This window comes from Pseudomonas sp. GCEP-101 (assembly GCF_025133575.1).
Taxonomy (GTDB): domain Bacteria; phylum Pseudomonadota; class Gammaproteobacteria; order Pseudomonadales; family Pseudomonadaceae; genus Pseudomonas; species Pseudomonas nitroreducens_B.
In genome coordinates this window covers 5,743,237-5,762,576 of record NZ_CP104011.1, presented here as the reverse complement: position 1 = coordinate 5,762,576, position 19,340 = coordinate 5,743,237, and the positions used below count along the sequence as shown (strand labels likewise).

Annotated in this window: 18 protein-coding genes; 7 read left to right on the top strand and 11 right to left on the bottom strand. The window is 67.0% G+C overall.

Going from position 1 to position 19,340, the window contains the following annotated elements; genetic code table 11:
- The first annotated feature begins 215 nt into the window (after positions 1-215).
- Complete coding sequence (gene rlmM, locus N0B71_RS25950; RefSeq protein WP_259755852.1) at positions 216-1,283, top strand: 23S rRNA (cytidine(2498)-2'-O)-methyltransferase RlmM; 1,068 nt, start codon at positions 216-218, stop codon at positions 1,281-1,283.
- Between the two features lie 100 nt (positions 1,284-1,383).
- Positions 1,384-2,262, top strand: a complete 879-nt coding sequence (locus tag N0B71_RS25945; protein ID WP_259755851.1) for a MaoC family dehydratase — start codon at positions 1,384-1,386, stop codon at positions 2,260-2,262.
- 117 nt (positions 2,263-2,379) lie between these two features.
- Here N0B71_RS25945 and N0B71_RS25940 read toward each other — a convergent pair whose 3' ends face one another.
- Positions 2,380-3,936, bottom strand: coding sequence for an alpha/beta hydrolase (locus tag N0B71_RS25940; protein WP_259755849.1), 1,557 nt, complete (start codon positions 3,934-3,936; stop codon positions 2,380-2,382).
- 153 nt (positions 3,937-4,089) lie between these two features.
- Between N0B71_RS25940 and tusA the strand changes: the two genes are divergently transcribed.
- Positions 4,090-4,329, top strand: a complete 240-nt coding sequence (gene tusA, locus N0B71_RS25935; protein ID WP_015477744.1) for a sulfurtransferase TusA — start codon at positions 4,090-4,092, stop codon at positions 4,327-4,329.
- Positions 4,330-4,716: 387 nt separating this feature from the next.
- On the opposite strand, the gene N0B71_RS25930 is transcribed toward tusA, so the two are convergent.
- The 8 genes from N0B71_RS25930 to N0B71_RS25895 all read right to left on the bottom strand — a co-directional run bounded on the left by N0B71_RS25930 (position 4,717) and on the right by N0B71_RS25895 (position 14,548).
- Positions 4,717-5,532 carry an ABC transporter permease gene (locus N0B71_RS25930; protein WP_259755847.1) on the bottom strand — a complete coding sequence of 272 codons (816 nt, stop codon included), beginning with the start codon at positions 5,530-5,532 and terminating at the stop codon, positions 4,717-4,719.
- Positions 5,533-5,544: 12 nt separating this feature from the next.
- Positions 5,545-6,381, bottom strand: a complete 837-nt coding sequence (locus N0B71_RS25925) for an ABC transporter permease (protein ID WP_259755845.1) — start codon at positions 6,379-6,381, stop codon at positions 5,545-5,547.
- 15 nt (positions 6,382-6,396) lie between these two features.
- Entirely contained in the window at positions 6,397-7,512 is a 1,116-nt protein-coding gene (locus N0B71_RS25920) for an ABC transporter substrate-binding protein (protein ID WP_259755844.1), read from the bottom strand.
- Between the two features lie 56 nt (positions 7,513-7,568).
- Complete coding sequence (locus tag N0B71_RS25915) at positions 7,569-8,654, bottom strand: ABC transporter ATP-binding protein (RefSeq protein ID WP_259755843.1); 1,086 nt, start codon at positions 8,652-8,654, stop codon at positions 7,569-7,571.
- A gap of 138 nt (positions 8,655-8,792) precedes the next feature.
- On the bottom strand, positions 8,793-9,716 hold the full coding sequence (locus N0B71_RS25910) for a LysR substrate-binding domain-containing protein (RefSeq protein WP_259755842.1): 924 nt from the start codon (positions 9,714-9,716) through the stop codon (positions 8,793-8,795).
- 1,693 nt (positions 9,717-11,409) lie between these two features.
- On the bottom strand, positions 11,410-12,723 hold the full coding sequence (locus N0B71_RS25905; RefSeq protein ID WP_259755840.1) for an NAD(P)/FAD-dependent oxidoreductase: 1,314 nt from the start codon (positions 12,721-12,723) through the stop codon (positions 11,410-11,412).
- Between the two features lie 98 nt (positions 12,724-12,821).
- Complete coding sequence (locus N0B71_RS25900) at positions 12,822-14,186, bottom strand: glutamine synthetase family protein (RefSeq protein ID WP_259755838.1); 1,365 nt, start codon at positions 14,184-14,186, stop codon at positions 12,822-12,824.
- A gap of 173 nt (positions 14,187-14,359) precedes the next feature.
- Positions 14,360-14,548, bottom strand: a complete 189-nt coding sequence (locus N0B71_RS25895) for a hypothetical protein (protein WP_259755837.1) — start codon at positions 14,546-14,548, stop codon at positions 14,360-14,362.
- A gap of 232 nt (positions 14,549-14,780) precedes the next feature.
- Here N0B71_RS25895 and N0B71_RS25890 point away from each other — a divergent pair, with 232 nt between their 5' ends.
- Together N0B71_RS25890 and N0B71_RS25885 are read left to right on the top strand one after the other, a co-directional pair.
- Positions 14,781-15,050, top strand: coding sequence for a MoaD/ThiS family protein (locus N0B71_RS25890; RefSeq protein WP_259755836.1), 270 nt, complete (start codon positions 14,781-14,783; stop codon positions 15,048-15,050).
- 29 nt (positions 15,051-15,079) lie between these two features.
- Entirely contained in the window at positions 15,080-16,177 is a 1,098-nt protein-coding gene (locus tag N0B71_RS25885) for a WD40/YVTN/BNR-like repeat-containing protein (RefSeq protein ID WP_259755834.1), read from the top strand.
- On the opposite strand, the gene N0B71_RS25880 is transcribed toward N0B71_RS25885, so the two are convergent.
- A complete protein-coding gene (locus N0B71_RS25880) occupies positions 16,156-16,299 on the bottom strand; it encodes a hypothetical protein (RefSeq protein ID WP_259755833.1) in 144 nt (47 codons plus the stop codon). The two genes, N0B71_RS25885 and N0B71_RS25880, sit on opposite strands and share 22 nt — an antisense overlap.
- Positions 16,300-16,319: 20 nt before the next feature.
- Positions 16,320-17,900 (bottom strand): RimK family protein, encoded by a 1,581-nt coding sequence (locus N0B71_RS25875; RefSeq protein WP_259755831.1) that lies wholly within the window; start codon positions 17,898-17,900, stop codon positions 16,320-16,322.
- 93 nt (positions 17,901-17,993) lie between these two features.
- Here N0B71_RS25875 and N0B71_RS25870 point away from each other — a divergent pair, with 93 nt between their 5' ends.
- Both N0B71_RS25870 and N0B71_RS25865 read left to right on the top strand, forming a co-directional pair.
- Positions 17,994-18,470, top strand: a complete 477-nt coding sequence (locus tag N0B71_RS25870) for a GNAT family N-acetyltransferase (protein WP_259755829.1) — start codon at positions 17,994-17,996, stop codon at positions 18,468-18,470.
- Positions 18,467-19,330: an MBL fold metallo-hydrolase gene (locus tag N0B71_RS25865; RefSeq protein WP_259755827.1), complete on the top strand. Its 864-nt coding sequence runs from the start codon at positions 18,467-18,469 to the stop codon at positions 19,328-19,330. Before N0B71_RS25870 ends, N0B71_RS25865 begins: the two co-directional genes overlap by 4 nt.
- Positions 19,331-19,340: the final 10 nt, after the last annotated feature.

The following is a 19,340-nucleotide window of genomic DNA, read 5'->3' as shown; positions in this document are numbered from 1 at the left end:
TTCTTGCCAGGCGGGGCAATCGGCGGGCAGTCGTCTGGCGGGCTGGGCCAGACCACTCAAGCTAGACCGCCCGAACGGGTATTGCCATCTGTTCTGGACCCTTGGCTCCGGCGTAGGGTTCAGAACAAGTGACTTCTGTCGTGGGAGATTTCCGGCGAATCTGCATGAAACCTTCGCGGGCACCCTCTATAGTGCGCGGCCAAGGAGACACCCCGATGAATACCCTCTTACTGCACTGCCGTCCGGGCTTCGAGAGCGAGGTCTGCGCCGAGCTGTCCGAACACGCCGCGCGCCTGGACATCCCCGGCTACGCCCGGGCCAAGCCGGCGACTGCCTACGCCGAGTTCATCTGCGCCGAGGACGACGGCGCCGAGCGCCTGATGCGCCAGCTGCGCTTCGCCGAGCTGATCTTCCCGCGCCAGTGGGCGCGCGGGAACGGCTTCACCGCGCTGCCGGAAACGGACCGCATCGGTGCGATCCTCGAGGCCCTGGCCGGTTTTCCGGCGTGCGGCAGCCTCTGGCTGGAGGTGTTCGACACCAACGATGGCAAGGAGCTGTCGACCTTCTGCCGCAAGTTCGAGAAGCCGCTGCGCGCCGCGCTGGTGAAAGCCGGCAAGCTGGTGGAAGACCCGAGCCTGCCGCGCCTGTTGCTGACCTTCCGCTCCGGTCGCGAGGCTTTCATCGGCCTGGCCGAGTCGCGCAATTGCGCCATGTGGCCGATGGGCATTCCGCGCCTGAAGTTCCCCCGCGAGGCGCCCAGCCGCTCGACGCTGAAGCTGGAGGAGGCCTGGCACCACTTCATCCCCCGCGCCGACTGGGACCGCCGCCTGGCGCCGGACATGCTCGCCGTGGACCTGGGCGCATCGCCCGGTGGCTGGACCTGGCAGCTGGTGAATCGGGAGATGCGCGTGGTCGCCGTGGACAACGGGCCGATGGCGGAGAACCTGATGTATTCCGGGCTGGTCGAGCACCAGCGTGTCGACGGCTACGCCTTCCGCCCGCGCCAGCGCATGGACTGGATGGTCTGCGACATCGTCGAGAAGCCCGCGCGCACCGGCGCGATGATCGAAACCTGGATCGGCGAAGGCCTGTGCCGCGAGGCCATCGTCAACCTGAAGTTGCCGATGAAACAGCGCTACGCCGAGGTGCGGCGCATCCTCGATCGCCTGGAAGAGGCCTTCCGCGAGCGCGGGCTGAAGGTGCAGATCGGCTGCAAGCAGCTTTACCACGACCGCGAGGAAGTGACCTGCCACCTGCGCCGCATCGAGAAGGGCGAGCGCTAGCGACCCCCACGCGCCTGGCAGCGCCACCCGACCTTTGGTGGCTTGTCGCGTCGCCCGGCATTGCCCATGCTAGGCGGCGCGAATTCACCCGGAGCCGTTCGTGAAGCGAAAGTTGCCCTCGCTGCTGGGCAGTTACAGCCGCATGTTGCTGCCGCGCCGTGGCCTTGGCCAGGGCGAGCGCGTGCCCTACCTGGCGATGGACAGCCGCACCCTGACCTTCGACCTGCGCCACCTGCGCGCGTACCGCCAGCACTTCGGCCTCGACCCGGCGCTGGGCGTACCGCTGCTCTACCCGCAGGTGATCAGCCTGCCGCTGCACCTGCGCCTGCTCAGCCGCTCGCGCATGCCGCTATCGGTGGTGGGGCTGATCCACCTGCGCAGCCACATCCAGCGCTACCGCCTGCTCGACGAACACGAGCCGCTGCAGTTCGATTGCCGCATCCTCACCAGCCGCCGCAACGAGCTGGGCCTGGAGGTGGACGTGGTCACCGAGGCCTGGCATCACGACATGCTCTACTGGCAGTCCATCACCACCTACCTGCGCCGGGGCGACTTCCTCGATGCCGGCAGCGCGCCGGACCCGCTGCCCGAGCGCGCCCAGTGGCACACCTTGGAAGCGCCGGTGCATGCCGGCGTGCAGTGGCGCGTGCCGAAGATCGTCGGCTGGCGCTACGCCGGCCTGAGTGGCGACTTCAACCCGCTGCACCTGTCGCGGCTGATGGCCTCACACTATGGCTTCGGCAAGCCCTTCGCCCACGGCATGTGGGGCCTGGCGCGCAGCCTGACCGGCCGCCGCCTGGCCGAGAACGTGCGCCTGGACGCGCACTTCAAGGCGCCCCTGCCGCTGGGTAGCCAGGTGAAGCAGAGCTACCGGCGCCTGGGCAAGAAGGAACAGTGGGCGTTGCTGCCCGCCGACGGCGATGGCCAGCCCATGCTGCTGGCGCAGTTGGACGAGGCGCCGGATGGGCCGTTGCGCTAGTCGTTTCTCTGGGACGAGCGGCTGCGGCTTTGTTCGCGAGCAAGCTCGCTCCTACGAAGAGCGCACCGGCGCTCACCTGTAGGAGCGAGCGTGCTCGCGAACCGCACGGCAGAGGGGTCAGCGGCGTGCGGCGACGCGAGGCTGCAGCGGCACGAGGCTGGGCAGTTGCACCTCCCCCTGCAATTCCACTGAGGAAAAGCGCCAGGAGCTGTTGAACAGGTACTGGCCGCTGAAGCCGCTCACCAGCAATCCAATCTCATCCCCCGGCGCGAGGCTGGCGCTGACGGCGTTCAGCCGCGTGCTGCCCCGGTTCGCCAGCGGTTTCACCTGCTCGTCCAGACGCCGGGTGCGGCCGTCGGCGCTACGGATCGCCAGGGCGGCGAACACCTGCGTATCCGGGCGTTCGGCCAGCGGCTGGTCGAGGCGCACCTGAGCGCTGCCGAGCAACGCGCTCGGTTCGCTGACGCGCTGCAAGGGAACGAATCGCGAAGGCTGCAGCAGGCCGCTGACCGCCGGGCGGAGGGCGGTGGCCGGCAGCGCCACGGTGGGCCCGGGCGGCGGCAGGTCGTCCAGCGCCACGCCCTGGTCCAGGTCGAGGCTGATGCACAGGTCCGGCACGCCGTCGGCGGCGCCGGGGCGCTTGCGCAGCTTTTCCTCGTACCAGGCGACGATGCCGGTGTAGAGGTTGATCGCCCGCGAGCCGCAGTGGATCACCGGCTCGTTGTTGAACGGCGGCAAGCCGCTCCACGCCTGCAAGGGCGGCGGCAGGATGTGCCCGCCCTGCATGCCCAGCAGGCGCACGTCGGCCGGCCCCTGTTTCAGGCACTGGCGGATCTGCAGGCCCTGGTCCAGCGGGAACAGCGTGTCGCGCAGGCCCTGGATCAGCAGGGCGTCGGCATGGGGCAGGCGGCCGGCCGCGCAGTAGCTGGCGAGGCTGTTGGCGTGCAGTTCGGCCTGCACCGGCGCGGTCATGCGGCCGCCGGTGGTGTGCAGGTAGTCGGCCTGGACGAACTTGCCCAGATCGTAGCCGGTGGCCAGGCCCAGGCTGACCAGCACGCCGCCCCAGCCGATCTTCAGCTGGCCGTCCGGCGCCAGGGCGTCGGCCAGGTCGTACCAGGTGGCGATGGGGACGATGGCGTCGATGCGCGGGTCCTCCGCCGAGGCCAGCAGTTGCACGGCGCCGCCGTAGCTTTCGCCGAGCATGCCCACGCGCGGGTCGTTCGGGCCGTCCAGGGTCAGCCGGGCCAGGTGCGTCGCGGCCCAGTCGATCACCGCGCTGGCGTCCTGCACCTCGAACTGCGGGTTCATCATCTCGATGCGCCCGTCGCTGCCGCCCCAGCCGCGCTGGTCGTAGCTGACCACCCAGAAGCCGGCCTTCCAGGCGCGCAGCGCGGCGCGGCCGGACATCATGTTCTTGCCGTAGTAGCCGTCCGGCCCGGTGACCCGCCAGCCGCCCCAGCCGTGTGTGTGGACGATCAGCGGGGCGCTCTCGCCGGCTTTCAGCGCCGGTTGGAACACGGTGGCGGAGAGCTTCGTGCCGTCGCGGGCGGTGATTACCGCCTCGAACCAGGTGGCTGGCAGGTCCTGGCCGGCGCTGGCATTGAAGTCGGGAACCTGGTCGCGGGCGGCGCAGCCGGCAAGGAGCGCAAGGCACAGGCAGAGGAGGGCGCGCATCGGCATTCCATGCAGGAGAGGGCGGATGCGCCAGCATGCCCGGTGCCCGCCGCGCCCACCCCCAACCAAGGTTCGGTGACCCGGACGGACGCGGGGTGACCGCACGGTGCCCTTTGCGCGACAATGCGCCATTGATTTTTCTGGAGTGACGTAATGTCCCAGCCTGTCGATGCGATCCTCGACGCCACCGGCCTGAACTGCCCCGAGCCGGTCATGATGCTGCACAACAAGGTGCGCGACCTGCCGGCCGGCGGCCTGCTCAAGGTGATTGCCACCGACCCGTCCACCCGCCGCGACATTCCCAAGTTCTGCGTCTTCCTCGGCCACGAGCTGGTGGAACAGCAGGAAGAGGCGGGTACCTACCTGTACTGGATTCGCAAGAAGGCGGAGTGATCCGCCTCATGCGGCCGGTGTAGGAGCGGGCCATGCCCGCGATCCGTCGGCGGGGCCGGCGCTGACATCGGGACCTGCCGATTTCGCTGCCGCGGATTTCGCGGACAAGGTCCGCTCCTACCTGGGTAGTCCTGCGCTGGCGTCAGCCATCTCCCTCCGCCCTGGCTGCGCGCCCGCTCCAAAGGGAGAGGGAGCCATCCGAGCCGGCTGACGCCGCAGTTTCAGCCGGCAATGATCCAATCCCCTCTCCCTTCAGGGAGAGGGTTAGGGAGAGGGAACATCCCAGGCACGGACTTTCAGAGAAAGACAGTTGCGCCTACCGGTATTTTCCCTCACGAGCTGGTTTGAGGCAGGTCGCGGGCGTGGCCCGCTCCTACAGGGGGCGTCTCAGCTTCCCGCCGGCCGTGCGGCGATGCGCTGGGCGATCATCCGTCCCACCAGCGCAACGAAGGTCAGGGCGATCAGCACCACCGAGATGGCCGCCACGGCCGGGTCGATGTTGTCGCGCAGGCCGGACCAGATCTGCCGCGGCAGGGTGTTCACCTCGGTGCTGGTGACGAACAGGGTCACCGCGATCTCTTCCCAGGAGAGCGCAAAACACAGCAGCGCCGTGCTCGCTACGCCCAGCTTGAGGTTCGGCAGCACCACCAGGAAGGTGGTCTGGCCGAGGCTCGCGCCGAGGTTGCGGGCGGCCAGTTCGATGCGCCGGTCCAGTTGGCTCAGCGCCACCAGCATGGTCACCACGCCGTAGGGCACGACCATCACGATGTGCGCGATGGTCAGGCCGAACAGGGTGTCGTAGCCCAGGCCGGGGGCGAACTGGCTGACCTTGGTTTCCATGAAGTACAGGACCATCGCCGAGATCATCGGCGGGATCGCCATCGGCAGCAGCACCAGGCCGATCAGCAGGGTGGCCAGGCGCGAGCGCAGGTACCAGATGCCGAGGCTGAAGCTCACCGCCAGTGCGGTCGCGATGATGCAGGTGGCGGTGGCGACGATCAGGCTCTGGCCGATCGCCGAGAGCCATTCGGGGCTGTCCAGCAGCGCCTGGTAGTGGCGCAGCGACCAGTTGCCGTTGGGCATCGACAGAAAGCGCTTGCCGGTGAAGGACACCGGGATCACCGCCAACAGCGGGAAGACCATGAAGATCATCGCCAGGGTCGCCAGCAGGCGGCTCGGTGCCTTGGTTTCGTGCGAATTCATGAATGCCGCTCCTTATCCCACCAGCTTGTCGACGCGGGTCATGCGCAGCAGCGCCCAGATCATCCCGCTGACCAGCGCCAGCAGCACTACCGAGAGCGCCGCGCCCAGGCCCCAGTTGCTGGTCTGGAACATCTGCAGGTAGACGTACTCGGCCACCATCACCGTCTGCCCGCCGCCAAGGATCGCCGGGGTGATGAAGAAGCCCAGGCAGAACACGAAGACGATGATGAAGGCGCCCAGGATGCCGGGGATGGTCTGCGGCACGAAGATGCTCCAGAAGGTGCGCAGCTGCCCGGCGCCCAGGCCGCGCGCGGCGAGCAGCACGCGCGGGTCGAGGCGGCGCATGGTGGATACCAGCGGGAACAGCGCGAAGGGCACCATGAAATGGACCATGCCGATCACCACGCCCAGCTCGTTGCGGGTCAGCTGCAACGGCTCGCTGGTGATGCCCAGATACTGCAGCCAGTCGTTGAGCAGACCGTTGCTGCGCAGGGCGATCAGCCAGCCGAAGGCGCGCACCAGCACCGACAGCCAGAACGGGATGAACACGCAGATTTCCACCACGCGCTGCCAGAATGGCGGGCTGTAGACCCAGCAGTAGGCCATCAGGTAGGCGATCAGCAGGGATATCACGCTGACCGTGGTGCACAGGCGGAAGGTCCGCCAGAGCACGTCGTGGATCGCCGGGTCGGTGATGATCCGCTGGTACTGCTCGATCCCCGGCTCCGGGAGGGTCACGCTCCAGCCGAGCACGCCGAGGAAGGGCAGCACGTAGAACACGATCAGCACGACCGGCAGCGGCAGCAGCAGGGCGCCCAGCTTGAGCCGCGAGGGGGCGTTATCGGCCATGACCTGCGCTCCGCGTCACTTGGAAATGTGGGTCAGGTACTGCTCCAGGGTCGCCCCGTAGTGGTCGGTGTACCACTCGTGGCTGAGCATCACCTGCTTGGGCAGGTTCGCAGGATCCGTGCAGTTCAGGTGCTTGCGGTCGTCCGGGATCAGCGCGGCGGCGGCGGGGTTGGCCGGGCCGTTGCCGAACATCTTGAACAGCTCCACCTGGGACTGCGGGTCCTGGGCGTAGGCGATGAACTTCATGGCCGCCTCGGTGCCCGCCGGGTTGCCCTTGAGCACGCCCCAGTTGCTGCAGCCCAGCAGGGCATTGTCGAAGGTCCACTTGATGCGGCCCTCGCTGTCCTCGGTGATCACCTGGGCGCGGGTGTTCCAGATGGCGCCCATGGAGACCTCGCCCTCGATCAGCAACTGCTGGGTTTCCGCGCCCGAGCCCCAGAAGGAAAGGACGTGGGGCTTGAGCTCTTCGATCTTCTTCAGCGCGCGCGGCACATCCAGCGGGTAGAGCTTGTCCGGCGTGACGCCGTCGGCCAGCAGGGCGGCCTCCAGCATGCCGTTCATCCACTTGTAGAGGGTGCGCTTGCCGGGGAAGGTCTTGACGTCCCAGAAGTCCGCCCAGGTCGTGGGCGCCTTGTCGCCGAAGCGCTCGCTGTCGTAGGCGATCACATAGCTGAGCATGTAGTTGGCGATGCCGTATTCGTAGGCGAAGCCGGGCAGCACCTTGTCCTTGGAGACGACGTTGTAGTCGATGGGCTGCACCAGGCCTTCCTTGCCGAGTATCTGCAGGACCGAGCTTTCCGCGTCGACCACGTCCCAGCTGACCCGGCCGCTGGAGAGCTGGGTGCGGATGGCGCCCTCGGTGGGGCCGCTGCCGTCGATCTTGGTGGGGATGCCGGTGGCCTTGGAGAAGCCCTCGGTCCAGGCCTTGCCGAACGCCTTGATCGCGTCGCCGCCCCAGTTCACCACCACCAGCGGCTTGTCGCCGGCGGCAAAGCTCACGCCGCTGCGCAACGCCAGCGGCAGGGCGGCCATCAGGCCCATTCCCTTGAGGAAGGTGCGGCGGTCGATCTGCCCGCGGCGGGTCTTTTCGATGAGGACTTCGATGCAGTCTTGCTGGTGCGGATTGAACATGGGGGCAGCTCCCGATCGGGTGGGATGGCGAAAAGGGGACGAATGCTTGCGGCGACTCAGGCGATCAGCAGGCTTTTCTCGATGGGCCAGCTCAGCCAGACCTTCGCGCCCTGTTCCAGGCGCGACGCCTGGTGGTCGGCGTGCACGGCCAGGCTCATGGGTTGCTTGCCCTCGACGCCGGCGCCCAGGCACAGCTCGGTGCTGGCGCCCTGGTAGGTCTTGGCGGTGAGCACGGCCTGCACCACGTTGTGGCCGTTCACCTGCGGCGGGGCGCTGTGCAGCTGCATGTGCTCCGGGCGCACCGCCAGCAGCGGCGCGTCGGCCTGCACGGCGTTGGAATAGCCGGCGCGCAGCTCGGCGTCGCCGAAGCGACCGCAGGCCAGTTCGCCGGCGCGGCCCACCTGGCTCAGCGGGAACAGGTTCATCTTGCCGAGGAATTCGGCGACGAAGCGATTGCTGGGTTGGTTGTAGATGGTCTGCGGGTCGTCGACCTGGGCCAGTTGGCCACGGTTGAAGATGGCGATGCGGGTGGAGAGGGCAAGGGCTTCGTTCTGGTCGTGGGTGACGAAGACGAAGGTGGTGCCGACCTGGCGGTGGATGCGTTGCAGTTCGGCCTGCAACTGCTCGCGCAGGTTCTTGTCCAGTGCCGAGAGGGGTTCGTCGAGCAGCAGCATGTCCGGTTCGAACACCAGTGCGCGGGCGATGGCCACGCGCTGCTGCTGGCCGCCGGAGAGCTCGCCGGGGCGCTTGCCCAGGTGTTCGCCCAGGCCCACCACCTCGAGCATGTGGCGCACGCGGCGGTTGCGCTCCTCGGCCTTCACGCCACGGATCTTCAGCGGGAAGGCGACGTTGTCCTCGATGCTCATGTGCGGGAACAGCGCGTAGCCCTGGAACACCATGCCGAAATTGCGCTTCTCGGCCGGGCGCCGGGTGATGTCGGCGCCGCCCTCTTCGAGCGTGCCGCGGGATGGGTCCTGGAACCCGGCGAGGATCATCAGGAAGGTGGTCTTGCCGGAGCCCGACGGGCCGAGGAGGGTGAGGAACTCCCCCTGCCGGATGTCGATGGACACGTTGTCCAGCGCGTTGAAACTGCCGTAGCTCTTGCCGATACCGATGGCACGTAGTTGGGGCTGGGGCTGCACTGCACTTACCTCGATTTCTTGTTCTTGTTCGAGTGGCCGCCGGGTGAGGATCGGTAAAGATCAGCGGCCTTTTTTTAATGCAGTATTGTTAAATCCCTCTCCGCATCAATCGCGTTTTTTCGCCCTCATTGTTCGAAATCATTCACCTATCACGGCGGTCCGGCCGCTCTGGCGGAACTGCTCGGACATTCGCAGTTCGGCCCTCATCCAGGCCTTGAAGGCGCGTATGTCCGGGCGTTCGGACTTGGCCGGGTCAGTGACGAAGTAGTAGCGGTTGGGCGGCTCGATGGCGACGTTGAACAACCGCACCAGCTGCCCCTTGGCCATGGCGTCGCCACTGACCAGCGCATCGCCCATGGCCACGCCTTGCCCGGCGATGGCCGCCGACTGCACCAGGTGGGCGTCCGAGAAGACGATGCCGTTGCGTACGTTGAGGTCGCGCACGCCGGCCGCCGCCGTCCACAGCAGCCAGTCGGAGTGATCGACCATGTGCAGGAAGGGCAGGCTGGCGAGGTCTTCCGGCGAGTCCAGGCCGCCCACCGCATTGATCAGCGACGGGCTGCACACCGGGAAGCTGTCCAGGGTGGCGATCAGCTCCACGTGCAGGTCGGTCCAGTCGCCCACGCCATAGGCGATGAACAGGTCGACGTCGCGGTCGCTGACATCGTCGGGCACCCGTGGCGAGACCAGGTTCAGCTCCACCTGCGGGTGGGCGCGCTGGAACTTGCCGATCTGGTGGCACAGCCAGTAGGTGGCGAAGCCCGGCGTACAGCTGACGCACAGCCGGCCGGCGACTTCCTCGGCATTGGCGAAGCGCCGCGCTTCGTTGAGGATCGCCAGCGCGCGCTGGGTTTCGCGGGCGAAGCACTCGCCGTGGTAGGTCAGCGCGATGCCGCGGCCGACCCGCTCGGTGAGGGCGATGCCCAGGCAATCTTCCAGGCTGTGCAACTGGTGACTGACGGCGCTGCGGGTCAGGCTCAGCTCGCTGGCGGCGCCGGACAGGCTGCCCAGGCGGGCGACGGCATCCAGCACGCGCAGGGCGGTCATCGAGGGGAAACGCATGGCTCACTCCATACGGCGAAGTGGAGCCTTTATCCCCGAGTGGGGCGGTGGTGTCGAGTGGCTGCGGGTACGGGCGTTCCCCCTGATTGCCGAAACCCTGTAGGAGCGGGCCCTGCCCGCGACCCGCCGGCAAGGCGGGCGCTAGGCAGGTTCGCGATCAAGGACCAGGCGTCCCCCTCGTTCCTACGAAGAGCCGCGCGGAACATGGCCTGTAGGAGCGGGCCCTGCCTGCGATCCGCCGGCAGGGCCGGCGCCGGGCAGGTTCGCGAGCAAGGACCAGGCGTCCCCCTCGGTCCTACGAAGAGCCGCACGGAACATGGCCTGTAGGAGCGGGCCATGCCCGCGATCCGCCGGCAGGGCCGGCGTCTGCCTTGGCTCCAAGGTTGATCCTGTATGGCTGCTTCGGCGTGGGTGATTCAGCGCCGCTTCAGTGTGCGCTCGAGCTCTGTGTTTCGCCACCTCGGGCGAGTCACTTCTTCCAAACGCCGAAGAAGTAACCAAGAAGGCTTGCCCCGGACATCCGGTTTTTCGCCTAGGCGAAAAATTCCCTCGTCGAAGCGAAGTTTCAGGGGCCCGCGCTGACGGGCCATCCCTGGCCCGACAGCGCTCTCGCGACATCCATGTCGCTCAACCCCTGAAACTCCGCTTCCACTCGGCCTCCTGAACGGGGCGTTTGGAGTGCTTGGATATTTCGCTGGAAGACTTTGGGAGCCAAAGCCAAAGGTGGAGTAGGCGTCCCCCTCGGTCCTAGGAAGAGCCGCACGGAGCATGGCCTGTAGGAGCGGGCCATGCCCGCGATCCGCCGGCAGGGCCGGCGCCTGCCTTGGCTCCCAGGTTGATCATGTATTGCTGCTTCGGCGTGGGTGATTCAGCGCCGCTTCGGTGTGTGCTCGAACTCTGTGTTTCGCCCCCTCGGGCGAGTCACTTCTTCCAAACGCCGAAGAAGTAACCAAAGGGCTTGCCCCTGCATCCGGTTTTTCGCTTAGGCGAAAAATTCCCTCGTCGAAGCGAAGTTTCAGGGGCCCGCGCTGACGGGCCATCCCTGGCCCGACAGCGCTCTCGCGACATCCATGCCGCTCAACCCCTGAAACTCCGCTTCCACTCGGCCTCCTGAACGGGGCGTTTGGAGTGCTTGGATGTTTCGCTGGAAGACTTTAGGAGCCAAAGCCAAAGGTGGAGTAGGCGCCCCCTCGGTCGCTACGAAGAGCGATTGCGCGACGCTCTGGTCTCGAAGACTTCCAGAGAAGCTGACGCACGCTCCGGAATGCCCCTTCAGGAGGCCGAACGAAGTCGGAGTTTCAGGGGTTGAGCGGCATGGATGCCGCGAGAGCCGCGATGGGCCAGGGATGGCCCTTCGCGGCGTGCCCCTGGAACTTCGATGGAGTGAGGGGATTTTTCGCCTCAGCGAAAAATCGGATGCAGGGGCAAGCCCTTTGGTTACTTTCTGGCGTTTGAGAAAGTAACTCGCCCGAGGGGGCGAAACAAAATCTATCAGCACACGCCGAAGCGGCGCAGAAACACCTAACCCCGATACGGCGGATAACGCCAGAGGCGTTATTCGCCCTACGGAGAGCAAGAGCATCGCGGAGAAGCTCCGCTCCTACAAGAGCAGAAACCCCGCGCTGATCTACATCAGCGCCCCCTGGGCGCATCGCGGGCATGGCCCGCACCTACGGAAGAGTTCAGCCGGATATCAGCGCAGCTTCTCCATCAGCTGGTAGTACCACATCCCCGCCGCCAGCATCGGGTTGCCGAACACGTCGCCCATCGGCACGCGGATGTGCTTGCACTGGGCGAAGGTGTCGAACTTCTCCAGGTCGCCGGTCATGGCGGTGGCCATGATCTCGCCCATGATGTGGGTGGTCGCCACGCCGTGGCCGGAATAGCCCTGGCAGTACCAGACGTTCTCCGACAACTTGCCCAGCTGCGGGATGCGGTTCATCACGATGCCCATGGCGCAGCTCCACTGGAACTCGATGTCCACGCCCTTGAGCGCCGGGAAGGTGCGCTCGATGCACGGGCGCAGTTCGCCGGCGATGTCGCGCGAGTCGCGGCCGGAGTAGTTGGCACCGCCGCCGAACAGCAGGCGGCCGTCGCCGGTCATGCGGTAGTAGTCGAGCACGAAGCGGCAGTCGTAGACCGCCAGGTCCTGCGGGTTGATACGCTTGGCCAGTTCGCCCAGCGGCTTGGTGGTGACGATGCCGCCCATGGCCGGGAAGATCATGCCCTTGAGCTGCTTGCGCTCCAGCTTGTGGTAGACGTCGCCGGCCAGCATCACCTGGGCGGCGTTGATCCGCCCGCCCGACGTGACCACCGCCGGGCGCGGGCCGTGGATGATGTCCAGCACCTCGGAGTGTTCGAAGATCAGCGCGCCCAGGCTGGCGGCGGCCTTGGCCTCGCCGATGCACAGGTTGAGCGGGTGCAGGTGCATGTTGCGGGTGTTCTTGATGGCGCCGCAGTAGAGGTCGCTTTCCAGGTGCGCGCGCACGCCGGCGCCATCCAGCAGGCTGATCTCGTCGCCCATGCCACGGCGCTTGGCATCGTCATAGGAGGCCTTGAGCTCGTCCATGTGCGAGGGCTTCATCGCCGCGTGCAGGTGGCCGAACTTCAGGTCGCAGGCGATGCCGTATTTCTCCACGCGGCTCTTGATGATCTCGTGGCCGCGCCAGCGCAGGTGCCAGATGAAATCGTCGACGTCGTCGCCCAGCCACTGGCGCATCTGCTTGCTCATGGCGGCGTCGCCGGAGAGGCTGCCGGTGACCTGCCCGCCGTTGCGCCCGCTGGCGCCCCAGCCGACCTTGTTGGTCTCGACGATGGCGACCTTGTAGCCGCGCTCGGCCAGCTCGACGGCGGTGGCCACGCCGGTGAAGCCGCCGCCGATGATGGCGATGTCGACGTTCACCTCGCCTTGCAGTGTGGGGTAACTGGTCTCTTCGTTGAGGCTCGCGGAGTAGTAGGACTTCGCGCGCTCGGGGGCGGGCGTGGCGGGGTTCAGTGCAGCGTTCATTTCGGTGTTCCTGTCGTTGTTCGGTTTCCCTCTCCCCGGCCCTCTCCCTTCAGGGAGAGGGCCGGGGAGAGGGGCTCTCGATCTTGCGCGCGATGCCCTCACGCCTGCGTCAGATACCAGCGCCAGTCCTGCTCGCCGACCTCGCCCATGAACTGGCGGTACTCGGCCTGCTTGACCTTCAGGTAGACGCCGAGGAACTCATGCCCCAGCGCATCGCGCGCCCAGCTGGAGCGCTCCAGCGCGCGCAGCGAGGTGAGCCAGTCGGTGGGCAGCAGTTCCTTGGCCTGGGCGTAGCCATTGCCTTCCACCGGCGCGCCCGGATCGATCTGCTCGCGGATGCCGCGGTGGATGCCGGCGAGGATGGCCGCCGCAGCGAGATATGGGTTGGCATCGGCGCCGCAGATGCGGTGCTCCACGTGCCGGGTGTTGGCCGGGCCGCCAGGCACGCGCAGGCTCACGGTGCGGTTGTCGCAGCCCCAGGTCGGCGCCAGCGGCGCGTAGCTGTTGGCCTGGAAGCGGCGATAGGAATTGGCGTTGGGGCAGAACAGCAGCAGCGAGTCGAGCAGGCTTTTCAGCATGCCGCCCACCGCCTGGCGCAGCAGCGGCGTGCCTGCCGGGTCTTCGCTGGCGAACAGGTTGTTGCCCTCGGCATCGGCCAGCGACACGTGCATGTGCATGCCGGTGCCGGCCAGGTCGTCGAACGGCTTGGCCATGAAGCACGCCTGCATGCCGTGCTTGTGCGCCACGCCTTTCACCAGGCGCTTGTAGCGCACCGCCTGGTCCATGGCGAGCAGCGCGTCACCGTGCTCCAGGGTGATTTCCACCTGGCCCGGCGCGTATTCGGAAATGGCCGTGCGCGCCGGAATGCCCTGGGCCTTGCACGCAGCGTAGAGGTCGGCGAGGAACGGCTCGATCTGCTCCAGTTCACGCAGGCCGTACACCTGGGTGGCGCGCGGGCGGCCGCCGTCGGCATCGAGCGCCGGCTGCGGGCGGCCGTTGGCGTCGCGCTTGGCATCCAGCAGGTAGAACTCCAGCTCGCACGCCATCACCGGATAGTAGCCGGCAGCCTTGAGGCCATCGATCACGTGGATCAGCACATGGCGCGGGTCGGCGATGTCCGCCGGCTTGCCCTGCTCGGGATGCATGCTGACCTGCACCGCGGCCGTGGGAATCTGCCGCCAGGGCAGGCGCACCAGGCTGCCGGCCAGCGGATAGGCGCGGCAGTCGATATCGCCGACGTCCCATACCAGCCCGGAATCCTCCACATCCTCGCCGTGCACGGTGAGGCCGAGGATGGTGCTGGGCAGCGGGCGGCCGGACTGGTACACCGCGAGCAGTTCCTCGCGGTGCAGCAGCTTGCCGCGCGGCACGCCGTTGGCGTCGAGGATGAACAGCTCGACCATCTCGATATCGGGGTTCTGGGCCAGGAAATACTGGGCTTCTTGCACGGAGGCGAAATTCATGGGGCTCTCGTTAGCATCCACGCGGATGCGCTGACGACCTGCAGGCCAGGGCCGCGCCGGGGACGCGGGGTTGAAGGCAGGCAAGCGATGCAACGGGCTACGTCTTGTTCGAGAACGGCGTGGCGCCACTCCTGAGCGTAGTTCCGTCGGGCGATGTCGGGCGGGGTGCCCGGTCAGCGAGAGGTGCGATCCGGCGGGCGCGCGTGGCGGCAATGCCAGAGCGCCCAGAAAGCCAGTTCCAGAGGCAGGGTCAGCGGTTGCAGTTCGAGCCAGCGGGCGTGTTTGCGCGGCAGGCGGACGACGCTGCCGGCCTTGCGGGCGGCGACGGGTTCCAGCGGTGCGGGCGAAACGAGCAGGTGCATGTCGAAGGATTTGGCTGACGATTTCCGCAGACTCGCACGGCGTATGGGTTTGTTAAATGTGATTTTCAAGACGTTTGGTTTTGCCAAATCGAAACTGATTGCCTTCCTGGTATCGCGTCGATGGCCGTCGCAGAGCCGTTCGGGCGGTCCTCGCGCATCCTGTCGAACGAGACGCAGCACTCCTCGGCGCTGCCCTAGACTGGGTCCATCCGTGTCAGCCACGAGGCCGTCCATGTGCCGCATCGTCTTCGCCCCGTCGATCCAGCGCCACGTTCCCATCGAGGAATGCGAGTTGCCGGCGGCGACGCTGGCCGCTGCGCTGGAAGCGGTCTTCACCCGGGCGCCGGCCTTGCGCGGCTACCTGCTGGACGACCAGGGCGGGCTGCGCCGGCACCTGACGATCTTCATCGACGGCCTGCGCCTGCGTGACCGCGTCCGTCTCAGCGATGCGCTGGCGGCGGACAGCGAGGTGTACGTGGTCCAGGCCCTGAGCGGCGGTTGAGTACCCGGCGGGATTTCAGGAGAGCAGAAATGGATGATCGATTACTGGTGGCGACCCGCAAGGGGCTGTTCACCTTTCAGCGCGGCGCCAACGGCTGGCAGGAAACCCGCCGCGACTTCCTCGGCGAACCGCTCAGCGCGGTGCTGGCCGACCCGCGCGACGAAACCCTCTACGCCGCCCTCAACCTCGGCCACTTCGGTTGCAAGCTGTGGCGCCAGCGTGTCGGCGAGGACTGGCAGGAAATCGCCGTGCCGACCTATCCGCCGCAGCCCGACCCGTTGCCGGCATCCAGCGAGGGCGAAGGCGCGCCCTGGGTCCTGCAGCAGATCTGGTGCCTGGAAACCGGTGGCGCCGCCGAGCCCGGCGTGCTCTGGGCCGGGACCATCCCCGGCGGCCTGTTCCGCAGCGACGATGGTGGCGACAGCTGGGCGTTGAACCGCCCCCTGTGGGACCGCCCCGAACGCGCACGCTGGATGGGCGGCGGCTACGACTGGCCGGGCATCCATTCGATCAGCGTCGACCCGCGCGACAGCCAGCACCTGACGGTCGCCGTGTCCTGCGGCGGCGTGTGGCAGAGCGACGATGGCGGCGCCAGCTGGCGCGTCACCACCCAAGGCATGTATGCCGACTACATGCCGCCGGAGCTGCGCGAAGAAGGCGCCATCCAGGACCCGCACCGGCTGGTGCAGTGCCCGGCACAGCCGCAGCGCTTGTGGGTGCAGCACCACAACGGCATCTTCACCTCCACCGATGGCGGGGAGCATTGGCGCGACGTGCCGGTGACGCCGTCCAGCTTCGGCTTCGCCGTCGCTGTCCACCCGACCCAGCCGGACACCGCCTGGTTCGTTCCCGCCGTGAAGGACGCCTGCCGGGTTCCGGTGGACGGCCGCTTCGTCGTTACCCGTACCCGTGACGGTGGCGCCAGTTTCGAGGTGCTCGACAGTGGCCTGCCGCCGGGGGCGGCCTTCGACCTGGTGTACCGCCACGGCCTGGCGGTGGAAGACGATGGCGCGTGCCTGGCCATGGGGTCGACCACCGGCGGCCTGTGGCTGTCCGAGAACGGCGGCGACCACTGGCAGTGCCTGTCGGCCAATCTGCCGCCGATCTACTGCCTGCGCTTTGGCTGAGCCTTGCGCCGGGCCTGCTCGCGAATCTCGCGCGGTTTGAGGCGGCGGTCGAAGTAGTTGATCGCGCTGCCGAACACGATGATGGCGATGAGTATGGTCAGGCCGATGTGCGTGGCTTGCATGGGATGCTCCTTGAGAGGGATCAGAGCGCCTGGCCGCGGCGCTTGAGTTCCAGGCGGCGGACGAACTCTTCCAGCACCCGGCGGTACAGATCGTCCTTGAGGCAGGCGTCTTCGATGCCGGCGTCGAGGTTGGGGTTGTCGTTCACCTCGATCACCACCACCTCGCCGTCGACTTCCTTGAGATCGACGCCATACAGGCCGTCGCCGATCAGGTTGGCGGTCTTCAGCGCCAGCTCCACCACGGCGGACGGCGCTTTCTCCACCGGCAGCGTGCGGCATTCGCCGATCACCTCGCCGTCGGCCTTGTGCTGGACGATCTGCCAGTGCCCGCGGGACATGAAGTACTGGCAGGCGAACACCGGCTGGCGGTTGAGGATGCCGATGCGCCAGTCGTAGTCGGTGTAGAGGTATTCCTGGGCCAGCAGCAGGACCGAGTGCTCGAACAGTTCGGCGCTGACGCTGCGCAGCTGCTGGGCGTCCTCGACCTTGTACACGCCGCGGGAAAAGCAGCCGTCGGGAATCTTCAGCACCAGCGGGAAGCCCAGCCGCGCGCCGACGCGCTCCAGTTCCTGGGGGTTGTCCTTGTAGAGGATTTCCGTGTCCGGCATGCCCAGGCCGTGGCTGCGCAGCAGGTCGGTGAGGTAGACCTTGTTGGTGCAGCGCAGGATCGACGCCGGGTCGTCCATCACGATCAGCCCCTCGCTCTCGGCCTTCTTGGCGAAGCGGTAGGTGTGGTCGTCGACACGGGTGGTCTCGCGGATCAGCAGCGCGTCGTACTCGGCCAGGCGCGCATAGTCCTTCTTCTCGATCAGTTCGACGTCGATGCCCAGCTGCCGGCCGACCCGGACGAAGTGTTCCAGGGCGCGGGCATTGGAGGGCGGCAGGGTTTCCGCCGGGTTGTGCAGGATGGCCAGGTCGTAACGCGCCAGGCGCCGTGAGTTGGGCTGGCGCCACACGCGCCGGCTGAAGCGGTCGAGGGCGTCGGCGAACTGGTCTTCCTGGTTCTCCCGCAGCTTGTGCAGCGCGCCGGGTCGCACACCGGCGATGTGCCAAGCGTCGGTGCGGCGAAAGTCCACCAGCAGGATGGGGCAGGGGAAGGCTTCGAACAGCTGGCGGGCGATGGATTGCAGCGGTTCCAGGTCCGTGTGGCCGAAATACAGGCGCAGGGTGAAGCCGTCGGTGCTGGCGCAGGGATGCTGGTCGAGGGCTTTTTCCAGGGTCTTTTCCAGGCCATCCAGGGCCAGCCCGTAGAGGGATTTCTTCGCCAGTTCGCTGATCGTGCGTACCGAAGGAATCACCTTGTGCCCGCGCGCCTCGGCCAGCAGCGAACAATAATAACCGTGTCCGAGATATTTATAGTGGCGGCACAGGTTGATCACTTGCAGGCGCTTGCCCGTGTCGAACTGACGCGAATCTTCCAGATATTCCCGCGCGGTCAGCATGTCTTCGCTGGGAAGGTAAGAGGCCCAGTCTTCCTTGCGTTCGACGATGATCAGGACCTGGCTGGAGCGGGCTGAAGGTGGCTGTGCAGAGGCGTCGGCGATTATCTGGAGGGAACTTGCGTTGAACTTTTCATGGAAGTTAGTCTGTAATGAAGACATTCTTTTTTGGCCTGTATGAAAGTTGCCGTAAGACTATTAAGCAGCAAGTTCGGCAAATGTCCCGGTTCATTACGAAATTTTTACGGAGACCCCATGTCGTTGTTATATCGCCTTGCCACGCTCGCCGATTTGCCGCCTCTGGTGACGCTGGAAGAGGGCACCTTCAACGAGGACCGTCTCAGCGCGCGCAGCTTTCGCCACCTGATCGCCGCACCGAGCGCCGACCTGGTCGTGGCCGAGAAGGAGGGCGAGCTGCTGGGCTACGCCTTGCTGCTGTTTCGCCAGGGCAGCGGCGTGGCGCGCCTATACTCCCTGGCAGTCTCGGCGCAGGCCCGTGGCCAGGGCGTGGGGCGCGGATTGCTGGAGGAGGGCGAGCGGCGATCCGCGGCGCGGAACTGCTCGCGGCTGCGCCTGGAGGTCCGCCTGGACAACGCCGTCGCCATCGCCTTGTACGAGCGCCAGGGTTATCGCCGTTTTGCCCGCACGGCCGGCTTCTACGAAGACGGCAGTGACGCCTGGCGCTACGAGAAGACGCTTGGCCATCGGGAACCAGATAGGAGCGGGGCATGAGTGGCACCATCCAGCATTTCTTCGACCCGGACACGTCCGCGTACAGCTACGTGGTGGCGGACCACAGCACCGGGCGCTGCGCCATCATCGACCCCGTGCTGGACTACGATGCCGCCTCCGGCCGTGTCGGCAATGCCGGCGCGCGGCGCATCCTCGACTACGTGCGGGAGCAGGCGCTGACGGTGGAGTGGCTGCTGGAGACTCACCTGCATGCCGATCACCTGTCCGCCGCCGCCTGGCTCAAGGGCGAGCTGGGCGGGCGGCTGGCCATCGGCTCGAACATCACCCAGGTGCAGCGCACCTTTGCCGGTCTGCTCAACCTGGGCGAGGACTTTCCCTGCGATGGCAGCCAGTTCGACCATCTGTTCGAGGATGGCGAGCGCTTCCAGATTGGCGAGCTGCAGGCCCAGGCGTTGCACACGCCCGGCCACACGCCGGCGTGCATGACCTACCTGATCGGTGAGGCGGCGTTCGTCGGCGACACCCTGTTCATGCCCGACTACGGCACCGCCCGTTGCGACTTTCCCGGCGGCGATGCGCGGCAGTTGTATCGCTCCATCCAGCGGCTGTTCGCGCTGCCGGGGGACACGCGGGTGTTCCTGTGCCACGACTACCTGGCCCCCGGCCGCGACGAGCATCGGCACGAGACCACGGTGGCGCAGGAACGGCAGGAGAACGTGCACGTGCACGAGGGCGTCAGCGAGGACGCCTTCGTCACCCTGCGCAACGAACGCGACGCGACCCTGCAGGCGCCGGCGCTGATCTGGCCGTCGATCCAGGTGAACATGCGTGCGGGGGAGCTGCCGCAGGCGGAAGCAAACGGCGTGCGCTACCTGCGGATCCCGCTGGATCGCATGTGATGGGTTTGCG